This is a genomic window from Haemophilus paracuniculus, from assembly GCF_002015115.1.
In the GTDB taxonomy this organism is placed as follows: domain Bacteria; phylum Pseudomonadota; class Gammaproteobacteria; order Enterobacterales; family Pasteurellaceae; genus Haemophilus_E; species Haemophilus_E paracuniculus.
Map to the genome: position 1 here is coordinate 187,616 of NZ_MUYA01000008.1, position 16,223 is coordinate 203,838.

Genomic DNA, 16,223 nt, shown 5'->3' on the forward strand with positions numbered 1-16,223 from the left:
AGAAAGCAAATGTTTGGCAAGTTAGGAAAATGGATCGCGTCAAAACCGACTGAAAAGGTGCGAGACGGGCAAGCGGAAGTGAATCTGTTTGCTCGCCGTGCCTTGATTGCGTTTGTGGGGGTGCTTGCTCTCACGGGCGTGCTGTTGGCGAATTTATATAATCTGCAAATTGTGAATTATGATGCTTACCAAACGCGTTCCAATGGTAACCGCATTAAACTGTTGCCCGTGCCACCAACAAGGGGGGTGATCTACGACCGCAACGGCAAAGTGTTGGCGGAAAATATCACTTATTTTGGCTTATATATTGTGCCAGAAAAAACCGATAATTTAGAGCAAACCATTGAAGAATTACGTCAAGTGGTGGGGCTGACCGATCAAGATATTGAGAATTTCCGCAAAGAGAAAAAGCGTTCCGACCGCTACACCCCGATTTTGATTAAAGGCGATATGAATGAAGAACAGATCGCCCGTTTTTCGGTGAATCAACACCGCTTTCCGAGCTTAGATGTGCAACCTTACTTTAAGCGAATTTACCCTTACGGCGAAGTGATGACACACATTTTGGGTTATGTGTCGAAAATCAACGATAAAGATAAGAAAAAGCTCGAAAGTGAGGGGAAATTCGGCAATTATGCAGGATCGCACGAAATCGGCAAATTGGGGATTGAAAAGTATTACGAAGATCAGTTGCACGGTCAAACGGGCTTTGAGGAAGTGGAAATCAATAACCGCGGCAAAGTGATCCGCAAATTGCGTGATAAACCTGGGCAAGCGGGTAGTTCCGTGCGATTAACCATTGATGTGGAACTGCAAAAATATATTTTCGACCTGCTCAAAGGCAAAAAAGGCTCGGTGGTGGTGCTTGATCCGAAAGACAGTAGCATTTTGGCAATGGTAACCAGCCCGAGCTACGATAATAACCTTTTCGTGGATGGCATTTCGGGCAAAGATTACAAAAACTTACTCGATGATCCTGCTCGTCCGCTGTATAGCCGTTCTACCCAAGGGACTTATCCACCCGCTTCAACGATCAAGCCGTTTATGGCGATTGCAGGTTTAATGGAAAAGAAAATTACCCCTTATTCCACCATTTTCGACCCTGGTTACTGGATTTTACCTGGCACGACCCAACGCTATCGAGATTGGAAAAAGTCAGGGCACGGTCAAACCAACGTAATTAAAGCGATTGTGGAATCTTCGGATACTTACTTTTATCAACTCGCCTACGATATGGGGATTGATAAAATGTCTGATTGGATGATGCGTTTTGGCTTCGGCACGAAAACGGGCATCGACCTTTACGAAGAATCGGTGGGCTTAATGCCAACCCGTGAGTGGAAACAGAAGCGTTACAAAAAGCCGTGGGTGCAGGGGGATACCATTCCCGTTGGCATCGGGCAGGGCTACTGGATTTCCACCCCGCTACAACTGGCGAAAGCGACCGCTGTGCTAGTCAATGACGGCAAAGTGAACACGCCCCATTTATTGAAAGAAGTGATGTCGGAACAAAATCAGCCTTATCAAGATCCGAGATTGTATTCGGATATTCAAGGCGTGCCGAAACAGTATTGGCAGTTGGCAAAACAGGGAATGTACGGCGTAATCAACGCAGGGAACGGTACGGGTAAAAAAGCCTTTGCTGGCACATTCTACCGAGCCGCAGGTAAATCAGGTACGGCACAGGTGTTTAACCTCAACGGCGGAAAATATAATGCCAATGCGATCAAAAAAGAGTTGCGAGATCACGCGTGGTTTATGGGCTATGCCCCTTACGATAACCCGAAAGTGGTGGTGGCAACCATTTTAGAAAACGAAGGCGGCGGCGGTGGCGTAGCAGGCCCTGTGGTGCGAAAAGTAATGGATTTTGCGTTACGCAACACGGTGGCAGATCAACCTGAAAAAAATACCCAAAACCCACCGCTTGCAGAGGGGGAAACTCGTGAATAGAGGCGTGAAAAAGTTCTTTGGCAAAATTTTATCCCTTGATTTGTGGCTGTTGATCGGCTTGCTGGCGATCACGGGCTACGGTTTGCTCGTGCTATATAGTGCGAGTGGGGCGAGCGAAAAAATGTTTACCAGCCGTGTGATTCAAGTTTCCCTCGGCTTGGGCGTGATGTTTGTAATGGCGATGATTCCGCCGAGTTTTTATCAGCGAGTCGCCCCTTACCTCTATTTGGTCTGTATCGTGTTGCTGGTGCTGGTGGATTTAGTCGGCGAAACCAGTAAAGGGGCGCAACGTTGGTTAAATCTGGGGGTGGTGCGATTCCAACCCTCAGAAATCGCCAAACTTGCCGTGCCGTTAATGGTTGCAACCTTTTTGGGCAACCGCTCACTACCACCAAGTTTGAAAGATACCTTTATTGCCTTAGCGATCATCATCTTCCCAACCCTATTGGTGGCGGCTCAACCTGACTTAGGCACGTCCATTCTTGTTTGTGCGGCGGGCGTTTTCGTCCTGTTTTTGGCGGGATTAAGTTGGAAACTAATCGGGGCGGGCGTGGTCTTTCTTGCGGGCTTTATTCCGATAATGTGGTTCTTCTTGATGCACGATTATCAGAAAACCCGTGTGATGACCTTAATCGACCCTGAAAAAGACCCCCTTGGGGCGGGCTACCATATTATCCAATCGAAAATTGCGATTGGCTCAGGGGGCATTGAGGGCAAAGGCTGGATGGAAGGCACACAATCCCAACTGGAATTTTTGCCTGAACCGCACACGGATTTCATCTTCGCCGTATTAAGTGAAGAACACGGAATGATCGGGGTGTTGATTTTATTAGGGATTTATCTCTTTATTATCGGTCGTGGCTTGATGATCGGGGCGAAAGCGGATTCCGCCTTCGGACGCATTTTATCAGGCGGCACGGCTCTGCTCTTTTTCGTTTACGTTTTCGTAAACATCGGAATGGTAAGTGGCATTTTGCCCGTGGTGGGCGTGCCTTTACCATTATTTAGCTACGGTGGCACATCTTACGTTACCCTAATGGCGGCGTTTGGTTTAATGATGTCCACCTACGTTCATCGCAAAAAAGCGAATGAACGCAATCCATACGATAAATTACGTTCTTATTGATGTTTTTTATCCGTGCGACAACAGAGAGGATACGCACAATGAAACCAACCAAATTAGCGACTTTACTACTGACCAGCGTTTTGGCTTTTCAAGCCAGTCAAGGGGTCGCAGCCACTAAGAAAACGACCAGAAAAACTGTTACGAAAAGTGCGGTAGTGAAAAAAACGGTGGCGAAATCCGCTTCAACCAACAAAAAGGCAAAAACAGAAAAAGCGGACAAAAAAGTCGCCGTTCAACCAAAAACGGTTAAATCGAACAAAACCGCCAAACAAGCGGTGGCTTTAACGCAAAAATCTCTGCCAAAAGCGAAAACCGTGGCAGCCAAAAAAGCGGAAAAATCCGTGAAAGTGGTGGCAAAAGTAGCGAACAAGCCACAAATCAGCAAACCGCAAGCCACTAAACAAGCGGTGCGTTCTGAAAAAATTTCAGCCGCCAAATCAGCCAAAGCCACCCAAGCGAAAGTGTCGTTAAAAGTTGAGAAAAAGGCGGAAAAAGACCCTTATCAAGAGGCAAATCGCCGTTATTTCCAAACGGGGGTAGCGAGCTATTACGCCAATATGTTTAACGGTCGCTTAACGGCGAATGGCGAAATTTTCAGCAATAACAAAATGACCGCCGCCCACCGCACCCTGCCGTTCGGCACAATGGTGGAAGTTATCAATTTACGCAACGGTCGCAAAGTGATTGTTCGCATTAACGACCGTGGGCCTTACGTTGGCAAGCGTGTGATCGACCTTTCCAAAGTTGCTGCGAGCAAAATCGGTATGGTGAGTTCAGGCTTGGCAAAAGTGAAGCTCAATATTTTGAGCAAAAAATAATTTTTATCTCTTACCCATAGGAATATCGGAACAATGAAAAACAGCCTTAAATCTCTGAGCCTTGTGGCTCTTGCGGTATCCAGTTTTGCCTATGCCGATGCAGACAAAACGTTCGGCATTGCCGCACCGCAAATCAACGCCCAAACCTTTATCGTAATGGATTATAACTCTGGCGAAGTGCTGGCGAGTGCGAATGCGGATCAGCGTCAATATCCTGCCAGCTTAACCAAAATGATGACCAGCTATGTGATTGGCTCGGCAATCAAAGAAGGCAAAATCCGTGAAACGGATATGGTTACGATCAGCGATAACGCGTGGGGCGGCAAGCCAGAGTTGCAAGGCTCGTCCAAAATGTTCCTTAACAAAGGGCAACAAGTGTCGGTGGCGGATCTCAATCGTGGTATCGTGATTGTATCGGGCAACGATGCTTGTATCGCAATGGCGGAACATATCGCAGGCACAGAGGCGAATTTCATCAACAAAATGAACGACTATGTGCAGAAATTCGGCTTGAAAAACACTAATTTCGCTACGGTTCACGGCTTAGATAACCCTGACCAATACTCGTCCGCCCGTGATATGGCGATTATTGGCTCACGCATTATCCGTGATTTGCCTGATGAATATAAAATCTATGCGGAAAAAGAGTTTAGCTTCAACAAAATCAAACAGCCAAACCGCAACGGCTTGTTGTGGGATAAAACCATCAACGTGGACGGAATGAAAACGGGGCATACGGACAAAGCAGGTTACAACCTCGTGGCTTCGGCGACCAACGCAAACACCCGCTTGATCTCGGTGGTAATGGGCGTGCCGACAATGAAAGGGCGTGAAGTTGAAAGCAAAAAATTATTGCAATGGGGCTTTGCTAACTTTGAAACGGTGCAAACCTTGCCAGCCAACAAAAATGTGTCTGAGCAAAGCGTTTACTACGGCGATAAAAATACAGTTCAACTCGGCTCACTTGACGGTGCTTACGTTACCATTCCAAAAGGCAAAGCAAGCGATTTAAAAGCCCGTTACGAACTTGACCGCAAAAACCTCGAAGCCCCGCTCACCCGTGGACAAGTAGTGGGTAAAGTGGTTTACCAACTTGACGGCAAAGACGTAGCAAGCAACAGCTTACAAGTGCTTGAAAACGTGGACGAAGCAGGCATCTTCGGCAAAGCGTGGGATTGGATCGCTTTGACCGTGAAGGGGTTGTTTAACTAAGTTTTTGTGAGGGCAAGCGGTGGGATTTTAAAAAATTTCCCCCTACCTCGCCTTTGGCGGTACTTCCCCCATAAACGGGGGAAGATCAAATATATCTGCCCCCGCTTGCGAGGGAAGTGGTCGAGCAAAGCGAGACCGAAGGGGGCAAATACCCCGTCATTTTGCGTTGAGCGGTTGCGTAAAATTTCAAGGGCGATTTGTACTGTTTGAGCCTACGCAGTAGGCGAGTTTACAAATCGACCGTAGAAATTAGCAACAAGCGAAACAAAAGCAAAATGCTCGGGGTGTGCTTTCTTTTGCTACTTTTCTTTGCACAAGCAAAGAAAAGTAGATCTATAAGCGGTAGGATTTTTGAAAATTCCACAAAATCCATCCCCTTGCATTCAACGATAAAGAATAATAAGGAACAATAATGACTGAAAAAACCGTAAACTTACAAGATCTTCCACAAGCAAAATTAAAAGACCTACTCGAATTTCCGTGCAACTTCACCTTTAAAGTGGTGGGTTCAAACCGCCCTGATTTGGTGGATGATGTGGTGGTGGTTACCCAAAAATATGCCAAAGGCGACTACAACCCACGCGAGCAAAAAAGCTCGAAAGGCACTTACAATTCCGTCTCTATCGACATCGTGGCGGAAAATATCGAGCAAGTCGAAACCCTCTATACCGAACTTGCCAAAATTGATGGCGTGAGAATGGTGTTGTAAACAAGTTGAGGATAAATCTATGACCCCAACCCTGATTATTCGCCAACTTGGTGTGCGAGATTATTTGGAAACGTGGCAGGAAATGCAGGCGTTTACTGATAATCGCACCGCCGAGACCCCCGATGAGATTTGGCTGGTGCAGCACCCTGCGGTGTTTACGCAGGGGCAGGCGGGCAAGGCGGAACATTTGCTGAATCCGACCGCTATCCCTGTGGTGCAGTCCGATCGTGGCGGGCAGATTACCTATCACGGACTGGGGCAGCAGATTATGTATGTGCTGATCGACATCAAACGCCATAAGGCGAATGGCAATGATCTGAATGTGCGAGAGCTGGTGACCGCCCTCGAACAATGCGTCGTGAAAACCCTTGCCGATTATAGGATTGAAGCCTATCCGAAGCCTGACGCCCCAGGGGTTTATATCAATGAGAAAAAAATCTGCTCGCTCGGGTTGCGGATTCGCAAAGGCTGTTCCTTTCACGGTTTGGCGTTGAACGTCAAAATGGATTTATCGCCGTTCCGCAATATCAACCCGTGCGGTTACGCAGGGTTGGAAATGTGTCAGTTGGCGGATTTTATCGAGCCAAATCAAGCGGAATGCGACCTCGTTTCGCCGAAATTGATCGCACACTTTACCCAAATTGTCGGTTATAATGCCGAGCAAATCATTAACAAATAGGTAACAAATGGCAGAACCTTTCAAAATGGAACGTGGCGTCAAATATCGTGATGCCGCCAAAACCTCAATTATCCCTGTAAAAAATATCGATCCCAATCAGGAAATTTTGAAAAAGCCTGAATGGATGAAAATCAAATTGCCCGCGAGTTCGGCAAAAATCGAAAGTATCAAAAACGGAATGAGACGACACGGCTTGCACTCTGTGTGCGAGGAAGCCTCTTGCCCGAATTTGCACGAATGTTTTAACCACGGCACCGCCACTTTTATGATTTTAGGGGCGATCTGCACCCGCCGCTGCCCGTTCTGCGATGTGGCTCACGGCAAGCCGTTACCGCCTGACCCAGACGAGCCACGCAAATTAGCGGAAACCATTCAAGATATGAAATTGAAATATGTGGTGATCACTTCGGTGGATCGTGATGATTTGCCTGACCGTGGGGCGGAGCATTTTGCCGAGTGCGTGCGTGAAATCCGAGCGTTAAATCCGAATATCAAAATCGAAATTCTCGTGCCAGATTTCCGCGGACGCATTGAGCAAGCGTTAGAAAAATTGCGTGAAAATCCGCCTGATGTGTTTAACCACAACCTCGAAAACGTGCCACGCCTCTACCGTGAAATTCGCCCAGGGGCGGATTATCACTGGTCGCTGAAATTGCTCAAAGATTTCAAGGCGATGTTCCCAGAGATTCCAACCAAATCGGGGATTATGGTCGGCTTGGGCGAGACCAACGAGGAAATTTTGGAAGTGATGCAAGATTTACGTGATCACGGCGTAACAATGCTGACCCTCGGGCAGTATCTGCAACCGAGCCGCCACCATTTGCCTGTCGCTCGCTATGTGCCACCAGAGGAATTTGATATGTTCCGTGATAAGGCTCACGAAATGGGCTTCGAGCACGCAGCTTGCGGCCCGTTCGTCCGTTCTTCTTACCACGCCGACTTGCAAGCAAGCGGTGGCTTAGTGAAATAATTTTGAGAATCCTACCCCTTGCGGTGGGATTTTTTTTAACCCTTTAAATTGAAAGAGGAAAGTCAAATGATTACACGCCGAGAATTGATGTTAATCGGGGCTGGGGCGGCGATTGCCGTGAGCCTGCCAGCGTGGGCGGTTGGTTCAGCCACTGCCGAACGAGCCACGGCAATCACGCAGGTGTTTGAGGACGGCATTCGCCTCACGGCGGTGGCGATTGAGTTTAACGCCGAAGTGAATGCCTTGCAGTTTGCCAAAAGTGATTTTAGGGTGGAAGGTCGCACCATTACTGACTTGTTCGTCAGCCAATCGGCGAGCTTGACCCCTGCGGAAAGCGGTCGTTTTGTGATTTTATCCCTTTCAGCGGATGAGCCGAATTTGTCCCTTTCCAGCGAAATTCCAATGGCAAATGCGACCGTCAAACAGCAAAAACCGAATGAAAAGGGCAAGGGCAAACCTTGGGTGGCGGGGGATAAACCTGCGACCAACCTCGTGTTTGCCACCCCCACCGCACAGGTGCAAGTGAATGGCAAAACGTTGGAAACCTCGGTAGTGAATAATCTGATTGTGGACGATTTCCAACAGCTTACTTTTGACGACCCTCGCACAGGCAAAACCTTGCGTTACAATCTCTATGTGCCTAAAAATCAAAGCCAGCCGTTGCCGTTGGTGCTGTTTATGCACGATGCAGGTGTAACCAGCGAATATCATCGAGCCACCCTAATGCAAGGCTTGGGGGCGGTGATTTGGGCTGACCCTGCGGAACAGGCGAAACGCCCTTGTTTTGTGCTTGCCCCACAATATGATGAAATCATTGTGGACGACAAATCGCAAGCCTCGCCGATGTTGGACACCACCATTCATTTGATTGAGGAATTGACTAAAAAATACCCAATCGACACCAGCCGCCTTTACGCCACGGGGCAGTCGGGTGGCTGTATGATGTCGATTGCGATGAATATCAAATATCCTGATCTGTTTGCCGCAAGTTATTTGGTGGCAGGGCAGTGGTCGCCGGATTTGGTCGCACCGTTGGCGAAGAAAAAGCTGTGGATTATGGTTTCAATGGACGACTTGGGGGCGTTCCCTGGGGAAAACCGCATTACCGAGCGATTGGAAAAAGAGGGGGCGAAAATTAGCCGAGCGATCTGGAACGGCACTTGGGACAGCGAGCAATATCGCTTTGCCTACGACAAAATCCGATCTGAACAAAGCCCAATTAACTACACCGTATTCGATAAAGAAACGGTATTTCTGCCCACTTCCGACCGCAAAGGGGCGAGTGGACACCGCAATACTTGGCGAATCGCCTACTCAATCGAACCGATTCGAGAGTGGTTGTTCGAGCAATCTAAGGGTTAGTGCAAGCGGTGGCTTTCGCAAAAATTTTGCAAAATTGACAAAATTGTAAGCAAATAGTCAGGATCGAGATCAAAAAAATCAAATCGCCTGACTGTTTTTGTTTTTTGGGTTTTTACATTTGCTTGAAAAATGTGATTTTTTTCACGTTTTTATAACAAAGTTGCGATCTAATGCCGTTTTTTATGGCGTGATTAGTTTAAAAGTCAAGATTTGTAAGGTATAATTCGCCCCAATTTTTGTTGGTTTTACAGTGGAAATTCCACATTTTTTACGGGGATTATGATGTCTGCTGTAATCAATAAAGCAAAACAGCAATATCGTTACGCATTACGGTTAGAAATGATTTTTCTCGTGTTGCTGGCGTGTGTGGGTTTTGTCTGGCAATGGCAAATTGCACTTTCTCTTTGGTTGGGAAGTTTGGCGAGTTTTTTGCCCCATTGCTTGTTTACATATTGGATTTTCTTTCGACAATCTGCAAAAAATCAGTCGAAAATGACCGCTTTTTATCGGGCGGAAGGGCTGAAATGGCTTTTGACGATTGGGCTGATTGTGGCGATTTTTAAAGGTGTGCCGCAGCTTCATTTTATCGCTTTTTTCGTGGGCTACTTTTTTGCGTTATTGTTGAATATTACGTTGCCGATCTTTTTGCAAGCCAAAAATCGTGCAAGGGATAATTAAAATTTCTTTTAAATTCAAAAGGATAGATTATGGCTGGATCAACTGCTGAGTATATTTCGCACCATTTAACGTTTTTGAAAACGGGCGATGGCTTTTGGAATGTTCATTTAGATACCCTGTTTTTCTCGTTCTTGGCAGGTGGTTTGTTTTTGTGGATTTTCTCGCGTGTGGCGAAAAAAGCGACCACGGGCGTGCCGGGCAAATTGCAATGTTTGATTGAGATGATTGTGGAATGGGTCAATGGCTTGGTCAAAGACAACTTCCACGGCTCGCGTGAAGTGGTTGCACCCCTTGCTTTAACCGTGTTCTGCTGGGTATTTTTGATGAATGCGATTGACTTGATCCCTGTCGATTTCCCAGGTCAATTTGCGGCATTGTTCGGGATTGAATACTTGCGTGCCGTGCCAACGGCGGACATCAGTGCCACTTTGGGTATGGCAATCGGCGTATTCTTCTTAATCATTTTCTATACGATCAAATCAAAAGGCGTGAGCGGTTTCGTAAAAGAATACACCTTGCACCCGTTCAACCATCCGTTATTGATTCCGGTAAACTTGGTGCTTGAATCGGTAACGCTTTTGGCTAAACCGATTTCATTAGGTTTCCGTTTGTTCGGGAATATGTATGCGGGCGAGCTAATTTTTATCCTTATTGCAGTAATGTATATGGCAGACAACTTCTTGCTACAAGCGTTGGGCGTGCCGTTACACTTGGTTTGGGCAATTTTCCACATCTTAGTGATTACGCTTCAAGCCTTTATCTTTATGATGCTAACGATTGTTTATTTGAGTATCGCTTATAACAAGGCGGATCACTAAGCAAACATCGCTTTCAATCAGTTTTGTGAACGAAAGCAAAGGTGCAAGCGGTCGGTTTGGCGAAAATTTTTGCGAATCTCACCGCTTGTATTTGAGATTTAACCTTTTTTATCAACCTAGCCTTTGGCTAATCCTTCAACCTAAATGGAGAACATTATGGAATCTGTAATCACAGCAACAATTATTGGTGCGTCAATTCTTTTAGCTTTCGCGGCACTTGGCACAGCGATTGGCTTTGCGATTTTAGGGGGTAAATTCTTAGAATCATCAGCTCGTCAGCCTGAACTTGCAAGTAGCTTACAAACTAAAATGTTTATCGTTGCGGGTCTTCTCGATGCTATCGCAATGATCGCTGTGGGTATTTCATTACTTTTCATCTTCGCAAACCCGTTCATTGATTTATTGAAATAAGTCGGGCTTTCGTTTTAATCGTTATTCAATGAATAACTTAACCGACTTTGAGGAGGCGTTGTGAATTTAAATGCAACACTAATTGGTCAGCTGATTGCGTTCGCCCTATTTGTGGCGTTCTGTATGAAATATGTCTGGCCACCGCTGATTAAGGCGATTGAAGATCGTCAGAAAAGCATTGCAGACGCTTTGGCGAGTGCTGAAAAAGCAAAACAGGAACAAGCGGACACGAAAGCATTGGTTGAGCAAGAGCTTGCCAAAGCGAAAGAGGAAGCACAAAAAATCATTGATTTGGCAACTAAACGCCGTAATGAGATTTTGGATTCTGTTCAAGCGGAAGCGGAAGCAGAAAGAGCGAGAATTATTGAGCAAGGTTATGCCGAAGTGGAAAGTGAGCGTAAACGTGTTCAAGAAGAATTGCGTCAAAAAGTGGCAGCATTGGCAGTGGCTGGTGCTGAGAAAATTGTGGGTCGTTCTGTCGATGCAGCGGCAAACAATGACATTATTGATAAGCTAGTTGCAGAACTATAATAAGGTGGGGCAGATGTCAGAACTAAGTACAGTAGCTCGCCCCTACGCTAAAGCAGCTTTTGATTTTGCTTTAGAACAGCGTCAGTTGGATAAATGGCAGGCGATGTTGCAATTCTCGGCGTTAGTGGCAGAGAATGAGCAAGTGGCTGATTACATCAGTTCCAGCCTTGCTTCAACACAAATTGCGGATACTTTTGTCGGCATTTGTGGCGATCAACTTGATGAATATGGGCAAAATTTCATTCGTATAATGGCTGAAAATAAACGCTTAGCGGCGTTACCTTCGGTGTTAGAAGCCTTTCTTGAATTGCGTGCCGATCACGAAGCCGTGAAAGAGGTGGAAGTGATTTCAGCACAAGAATTAAGTGAAGCACAACAAACCAAAATCGCCACTGCGATGGAAAAGCGACTTAATTGCAAAGTGCGTATTGTGTCCAAAATTGACAGTAGCCTCTTGGCTGGCGTGATGATTCGCTATGATGATACTGTGATTGACGGCAGTAGCCGTGGACAGCTAAACCGTTTGGCAACTGAGTTGAGCTTGTAAGAGGAATAAGAAAATGCAACTAAATTCAACAGAAATTAGTGAATTGATTAAAAAACGTATTGCCCAGTTTAATGTGGTGAGCGAAGCTCAAAGCACAGGGACAATCGTTTCGGTAAGCGACGGGGTTATTCGTATCCACGGCTTATCCGATGTAATGCAAGGGGAAATGATTGCATTACCAGGCAATCGTTATGCGATTGCGTTGAACTTAGAAAGAGATTCAGTCGGTGCGGTAGTAATGGGGCCTTACGCAGATTTAGCGGAAGGTATGGAAGTGAAATGCACAGGGCGTATTCTTGAAGTGCCAGTGGGCCGTGGCTTGTTAGGTCGTGTGGTGAACACCCTCGGTCAGCCAATTGACGGCAAAGGCGAAATCCAAAACGATGGCTTCTCGCCAGTGGAAGTGATCGCCCCTGGTGTTATCGACCGTCAATCGGTGGATCAACCTGTTCAAACAGGTTATAAAGCGGTGGACTCAATGGTGCCAATCGGTCGTGGTCAGCGTGAGTTGATTATCGGCGACCGTCAAACAGGTAAAACAGCACTTGCGATCGACGCGATCATCAACCAACGTGATTCAGGCATCAAATGTATCTATGTGGCGATCGGTCAGAAAGCCTCAACCATTTCAAACGTAGTGCGTAAATTAGAAGAACACGGTGCGTTACAAAATACGATCGTGGTGGTGGCGTCAGCGTCAGAATCGGCGGCGTTACAATACCTTGCCCCTTATGCAGGTTGTGCAATGGGCGAATATTTCCGTGATCGTGGTGAAGATGCGTTAATCGTTTACGATGATTTATCCAAACAAGCGGTGGCTTACCGTCAAATTTCATTACTTTTACGCCGTCCACCAGGTCGTGAAGCCTTCCCTGGTGATGTGTTCTATCTACACTCACGCTTACTTGAACGTGCTTCTCGTGTAAATGCCGACTATGTTGAGCGTTTCACCAAAGGTGCGGTGAAAGGTCAAACAGGTTCTTTGACCGCGTTACCGATCATCGAAACCCAAGCGGGCGATGTTTCGGCGTTCGTTCCAACCAACGTAATCTCGATTACCGACGGTCAGATCTTCTTAGAATCAGGCTTGTTCAATGCGGGTATTCGCCCTGCGGTAAACCCAGGTATCTCGGTTTCTCGTGTGGGTGGTGCGGCACAAACTAAGGTTGTAAAGAAAATGTCGGGTGGTATCCGTACCGCATTGGCACAATACCGTGAATTAGCGGCGTTCGCACAGTTTGCGTCAGACTTAGACGATGCAACGCGTAAACAGCTTTCACACGGTCAGAAAGTAACCGAATTACTCAAACAAAAACAATTTAGCCCGATGTCGGTGGCTCAACTTGCGTTAGTGTTATTCGCTGCCGAGTTTGGTTATTTAGATGATGTCGAGTTAGAACGTATCAGCTCATTTGAAAAAGCACTCTTAGAGTATGCGAACAGCAACTACGCAGACTTTATGAAAGATTTAACAAAATCAGGCGATTACAACGATTCGATTAAGGATCAACTCACTGAAATTGTTGAAAGTTTCAAAAAGAACAGTGCGTGGTAATTCACTCTAACGGAGACACAAAATGGCAGGTGCGAAAGAGATAAGAACCAAAATTGCGAGTGTTCGTAATACCCAAAAGATCACAAAAGCAATGGAAATGGTGGCTACCTCTAAAATGCGTAAAACGCAAGAGCGTATGGCAGCCAGTCGCCCTTATGCGGAAACAATCCGCAAGGTGATTAGCCATATCGCCAAAGGAAGCATTGGTTATAAGCACCCGTTTTTAGTTCAACGTGATGTTAAGAAAGTCGGCTACTTGGTGATTTCGACCGACCGTGGTTTGTGTGGCGGTCTTAACATCAATTTATTCAAGAAAACTTTGAATGAATTTAAAGCGTGGAAAGATAAAGACGTTAGTGTTGAGCTTGGGTTAGTCGGCTCGAAAGCGGTCAGTTTCTTCCAATCTTTGGGTTTGAAAGTGAACGCTCAAATTACAGGGCTTGGCGATAATCCTGAAATGGAAAAAATCGTTGGGATTGTGAACGGTATGATCGAAGCCTATCGCAACGGCGAGGTGGATGCAGTGTATGTCGCGTTCAACCGCTTTGAGAATACAATGTCGCAAAAACCAACGGTGCAACAACTTCTTCCATTACCTCAGCTCGAAAATGATGAATTAAACACAAGCGGTTCGTGGGATTATCTCTATGAACCAAATCCGCAAGTGTTGTTGGATAGCTTGTTAGTTCGTTATTTAGAAACCCAAGTATATCAAGCGATTGTAGATAACCTCGCTTCTGAACAGGCAGCTCGAATGGTAGCAATGAAAGCAGCAACAGATAACGCAGGCACGCTTATCGGCGAATTGCAGTTGGTGTATAACAAAGCTCGCCAAGCAAGCATTACAAATGAATTAAATGAAATTGTTGCGGGTGCCGCAGCGATTTAACCAAAGAGGAACGGTAATGGCAACTGGAAAAATTGTACAGATCATCGGTGCTGTAATCGATGTTGAGTTTCCGCAAGATGCAGTACCAAAAGTATATGATGCATTAAGTGTTGAAACAGGCTTAACCCTTGAAGTTCAACAACAATTAGGCGGTGGCGTGGTGCGTTGTATTGCACTGGGTACGTCTGACGGCTTAAAACGTGGGTTAAAAGTAACGAATACCAACAAACCGATCCAAGTTCCTGTTGGGACAAAAACCTTGGGTCGTATTATGAACGTGTTGGGCGAACCGATTGACGAAGCAGGTCCTATCGGCGAAGAAGAGCGTTGGTCAATCCACCGTGCCGCCCCAAGCTATGAAGAACAAGCGAACAGCACCGAATTGCTCGAAACAGGGATCAAAGTGATCGACTTGATCTGCCCATTCGCAAAAGGCGGTAAAGTGGGCTTATTCGGTGGTGCGGGTGTAGGTAAAACCGTAAATATGATGGAATTGATCCGTAATATTGCGATTGAGCACTCTGGCTACTCAGTATTCGCTGGCGTGGGCGAGCGTACCCGTGAAGGTAACGACTTCTACCACGAAATGAAAGACTCTAACGTATTAGATAAAGTATCGTTAGTTTACGGTCAGATGAATGAGCCACCAGGTAACCGCTTGCGTGTTGCTTTAACGGGCTTAACAATGGCAGAAAAATTCCGTGATGAAGGGCGTGATGTGCTTTTCTTCGTGGATAACATCTACCGTTACACCCTTGCAGGGACGGAAGTGTCAGCGTTGTTAGGTCGTATGCCATCAGCGGTAGGTTATCAGCCAACCCTTGCAGAAGAGATGGGCGTACTTCAAGAGCGTATCACCTCAACCAAAACCGGCTCAATCACCTCGGTGCAAGCGGTTTATGTGCCTGCCGATGACTTAACAGACCCATCGCCAGCCACTACCTTTGCTCACTTAGACTCAACCGTAGTATTAAGCCGTCAAATCGCTTCTTTGGGTATCTACCCAGCGGTTGATCCGCTTGACTCAACTTCCCGTCAGCTCGATCCACTCGTGGTTGGCGAAGAACACTATAACGTGGCACGTGGCGTACAGGGTACATTACAACGTTATAAAGAGTTAAAAGACATCATTGCGATTCTTGGTATGGACGAATTATCGGAAGAAGATAAATTAGTCGTGGCTCGTGCGCGTAAAATTGAACGTTTCCTCTCACAACCATTCTTCGTGGCAGAAGTGTTCAACAGTACACCGGGCAAATACGTTCCATTAAAAGAAACCATTCGTGGCTTTAAAGGCATCTTAAACGGCGAATATGACCATATCCCAGAACAAGCGTTCTATATGGCAGGTTCGATTGATGAAGTGGTTGAAAGAGCCAACAAGATGTAATTGTTCTTAAAACAAGGAGAACAAAATGGCATCTCAATTTGAACTCACTATCGTGAGTGCAGAGCGAAAAATCTTCTCAGGCAAAGTAACCAGCGTGCGAGCTTCGGGAATTGACGGTGAATTAGGGGTGTATGCAGGGCATACTCCACTTCTTACCGCCATCAAACCAGGAATGGTTAAATTCACTTTGGAAGATAACAAAGAAGAAGTGATTTACGTTTCAGGCGGATTCCTTGAAGTGCAACCAACGGTGGTTACCGTGCTTGCCGACACTGCAATCCGTGGCGAAGAGCTTGACAAACAACGCATCTTAGTCGCCAAACGCAAAGCGGAAGAAACGCTCAGTAAAACCAGTAACGCAGATATGTCTGCAAAATTAGCACGCGAAATTGCAAAATTACGTGTTTATGAAATCGTAAATTCAAAACTAGCAAATAGACGCTAATCCTCAAAACCCTAACAGTTAAGGCTGCTAGGGTTTTTTGTTAATCTCAAAATTTGAAAAAATCCTACCGCTTGTCATCCTTTTTTGATATGAAACTAAACAGATTGCACTAAATTTATGCAAGCGGTTCGAT

At 46.1% G+C, this 16,223-nt stretch carries 17 protein-coding genes; all 17 read left to right on the forward strand.

Features of this window, described 5'->3' with window-relative positions:
- Window positions 1–9: 9 nt before the first annotated feature.
- The 17 genes from mrdA (at window position 10) to B0187_RS07325 (ending at window position 16,090) form a co-directional block, all read left to right on the forward strand.
- Entirely contained in the window at window positions 10–1,950 is a 1,941-nt protein-coding gene (gene mrdA, locus B0187_RS07245) for a penicillin-binding protein 2 (RefSeq protein WP_078237192.1), read from the forward strand.
- Window positions 1,943–3,076, forward strand: coding sequence for a rod shape-determining protein RodA (gene rodA, locus B0187_RS07250; protein ID WP_078237193.1), 1,134 nt, complete (start codon window positions 1,943–1,945; stop codon window positions 3,074–3,076). The genes mrdA and rodA overlap by 8 nt, the downstream gene beginning before the upstream one ends.
- Window positions 3,077–3,114: 38 nt before the next feature.
- Entirely contained in the window at window positions 3,115–3,894 is a 780-nt protein-coding gene (locus B0187_RS07255; RefSeq protein WP_078237194.1) for a septal ring lytic transglycosylase RlpA family protein, read from the forward strand.
- Window positions 3,895–3,927: 33 nt separating this feature from the next.
- A complete protein-coding gene (locus B0187_RS07260) occupies window positions 3,928–5,106 on the forward strand; it encodes a serine hydrolase (protein WP_078237195.1) in 1,179 nt (392 codons plus the stop codon).
- Between the two features lie 412 nt (window positions 5,107–5,518).
- Window positions 5,519–5,815 carry a DUF493 family protein YbeD gene (gene ybeD, locus B0187_RS07265; RefSeq protein WP_078237196.1) on the forward strand — a complete coding sequence of 99 codons (297 nt, stop codon included), beginning with the start codon at window positions 5,519–5,521 and terminating at the stop codon, window positions 5,813–5,815.
- Window positions 5,816–5,834: 19 nt separating this feature from the next.
- The gene (gene lipB / locus B0187_RS07270) at window positions 5,835–6,494 is read left to right on the forward strand and encodes a lipoyl(octanoyl) transferase LipB (protein WP_078237197.1); all 660 of its coding nucleotides are present in this window, start codon (window positions 5,835–5,837) and stop codon (window positions 6,492–6,494) included.
- Between the two features lie 7 nt (window positions 6,495–6,501).
- Complete coding sequence (lipA, locus tag B0187_RS07275; protein WP_078237198.1) at window positions 6,502–7,464, forward strand: lipoyl synthase; 963 nt, start codon at window positions 6,502–6,504, stop codon at window positions 7,462–7,464.
- Between the two features lie 66 nt (window positions 7,465–7,530).
- The gene (locus B0187_RS07280; protein WP_078237199.1) at window positions 7,531–8,826 is read left to right on the forward strand and encodes an alpha/beta hydrolase family protein; all 1,296 of its coding nucleotides are present in this window, start codon (window positions 7,531–7,533) and stop codon (window positions 8,824–8,826) included.
- A gap of 282 nt (window positions 8,827–9,108) precedes the next feature.
- Window positions 9,109–9,504: an ATP synthase subunit I gene (locus B0187_RS07285; protein ID WP_078237200.1), complete on the forward strand. Its 396-nt coding sequence runs from the start codon at window positions 9,109–9,111 to the stop codon at window positions 9,502–9,504.
- Window positions 9,505–9,533: 29 nt separating this feature from the next.
- Window positions 9,534–10,322, forward strand: coding sequence for a F0F1 ATP synthase subunit A (gene atpB, locus B0187_RS07290; RefSeq protein WP_078237201.1), 789 nt, complete (start codon window positions 9,534–9,536; stop codon window positions 10,320–10,322).
- 156 nt (window positions 10,323–10,478) lie between these two features.
- Window positions 10,479–10,733, forward strand: coding sequence for a F0F1 ATP synthase subunit C (atpE, locus tag B0187_RS07295; protein ID WP_005599073.1), 255 nt, complete (start codon window positions 10,479–10,481; stop codon window positions 10,731–10,733).
- 60 nt (window positions 10,734–10,793) lie between these two features.
- Window positions 10,794–11,264, forward strand: a complete 471-nt coding sequence (gene atpF / locus B0187_RS07300) for a F0F1 ATP synthase subunit B (RefSeq protein ID WP_078237202.1) — start codon at window positions 10,794–10,796, stop codon at window positions 11,262–11,264.
- A 13-nt stretch (window positions 11,265–11,277) separates the two neighbouring features.
- Complete coding sequence (atpH, locus tag B0187_RS07305) at window positions 11,278–11,811, forward strand: F0F1 ATP synthase subunit delta (RefSeq protein ID WP_078237203.1); 534 nt, start codon at window positions 11,278–11,280, stop codon at window positions 11,809–11,811.
- Window positions 11,812–11,824: 13 nt separating this feature from the next.
- Window positions 11,825–13,366, forward strand: a complete 1,542-nt coding sequence (gene atpA / locus B0187_RS07310) for a F0F1 ATP synthase subunit alpha (protein WP_078237204.1) — start codon at window positions 11,825–11,827, stop codon at window positions 13,364–13,366.
- Window positions 13,367–13,388: 22 nt separating this feature from the next.
- Complete coding sequence (atpG, locus tag B0187_RS07315) at window positions 13,389–14,255, forward strand: F0F1 ATP synthase subunit gamma (protein ID WP_078237205.1); 867 nt, start codon at window positions 13,389–13,391, stop codon at window positions 14,253–14,255.
- Window positions 14,256–14,271: 16 nt separating this feature from the next.
- Window positions 14,272–15,645: a F0F1 ATP synthase subunit beta gene (gene atpD / locus B0187_RS07320; RefSeq protein ID WP_078237206.1), complete on the forward strand. Its 1,374-nt coding sequence runs from the start codon at window positions 14,272–14,274 to the stop codon at window positions 15,643–15,645.
- A gap of 25 nt (window positions 15,646–15,670) precedes the next feature.
- On the forward strand, window positions 15,671–16,090 hold the full coding sequence (locus tag B0187_RS07325) for a F0F1 ATP synthase subunit epsilon (protein ID WP_078237207.1): 420 nt from the start codon (window positions 15,671–15,673) through the stop codon (window positions 16,088–16,090).
- Window positions 16,091–16,223: the final 133 nt, after the last annotated feature.

Bases quoted from the DNA above. Each gene is read 5' to 3' on its own strand.
- mrdA (WP_078237192.1), top strand. From the start codon at position 10: ATGTTTGGCAAGTTAGGAAAATGGATCGCGTCAAAACCGACTGAAAAG.
- B0187_RS07255 (WP_078237194.1), top strand. From the start codon at position 3,115: ATGAAACCAACCAAATTAGCGACTTTACTACTGACCAGCGTTTTGGCT.
- B0187_RS07260 (WP_078237195.1), top strand. From the start codon at position 3,928: ATGAAAAACAGCCTTAAATCTCTGAGCCTTGTGGCTCTTGCGGTATCC.
- ybeD (WP_078237196.1), top strand. From the start codon at position 5,519: ATGACTGAAAAAACCGTAAACTTACAAGATCTTCCACAAGCAAAATTA.
- lipB (WP_078237197.1), top strand. From the start codon at position 5,835: ATGACCCCAACCCTGATTATTCGCCAACTTGGTGTGCGAGATTATTTG.
- lipA (WP_078237198.1), top strand. From the start codon at position 6,502: ATGGCAGAACCTTTCAAAATGGAACGTGGCGTCAAATATCGTGATGCC.
- B0187_RS07280 (WP_078237199.1), top strand. From the start codon at position 7,531: ATGATTACACGCCGAGAATTGATGTTAATCGGGGCTGGGGCGGCGATT.
- B0187_RS07285 (WP_078237200.1), top strand. From the start codon at position 9,109: ATGTCTGCTGTAATCAATAAAGCAAAACAGCAATATCGTTACGCATTA.
- atpB (WP_078237201.1), top strand. From the start codon at position 9,534: ATGGCTGGATCAACTGCTGAGTATATTTCGCACCATTTAACGTTTTTG.
- atpE (WP_005599073.1), top strand. From the start codon at position 10,479: ATGGAATCTGTAATCACAGCAACAATTATTGGTGCGTCAATTCTTTTA.
- atpH (WP_078237203.1), top strand. From the start codon at position 11,278: ATGTCAGAACTAAGTACAGTAGCTCGCCCCTACGCTAAAGCAGCTTTT.
- atpA (WP_078237204.1), top strand. From the start codon at position 11,825: ATGCAACTAAATTCAACAGAAATTAGTGAATTGATTAAAAAACGTATT.
- atpG (WP_078237205.1), top strand. From the start codon at position 13,389: ATGGCAGGTGCGAAAGAGATAAGAACCAAAATTGCGAGTGTTCGTAAT.
- atpD (WP_078237206.1), top strand. From the start codon at position 14,272: ATGGCAACTGGAAAAATTGTACAGATCATCGGTGCTGTAATCGATGTT.
- B0187_RS07325 (WP_078237207.1), top strand. From the start codon at position 15,671: ATGGCATCTCAATTTGAACTCACTATCGTGAGTGCAGAGCGAAAAATC.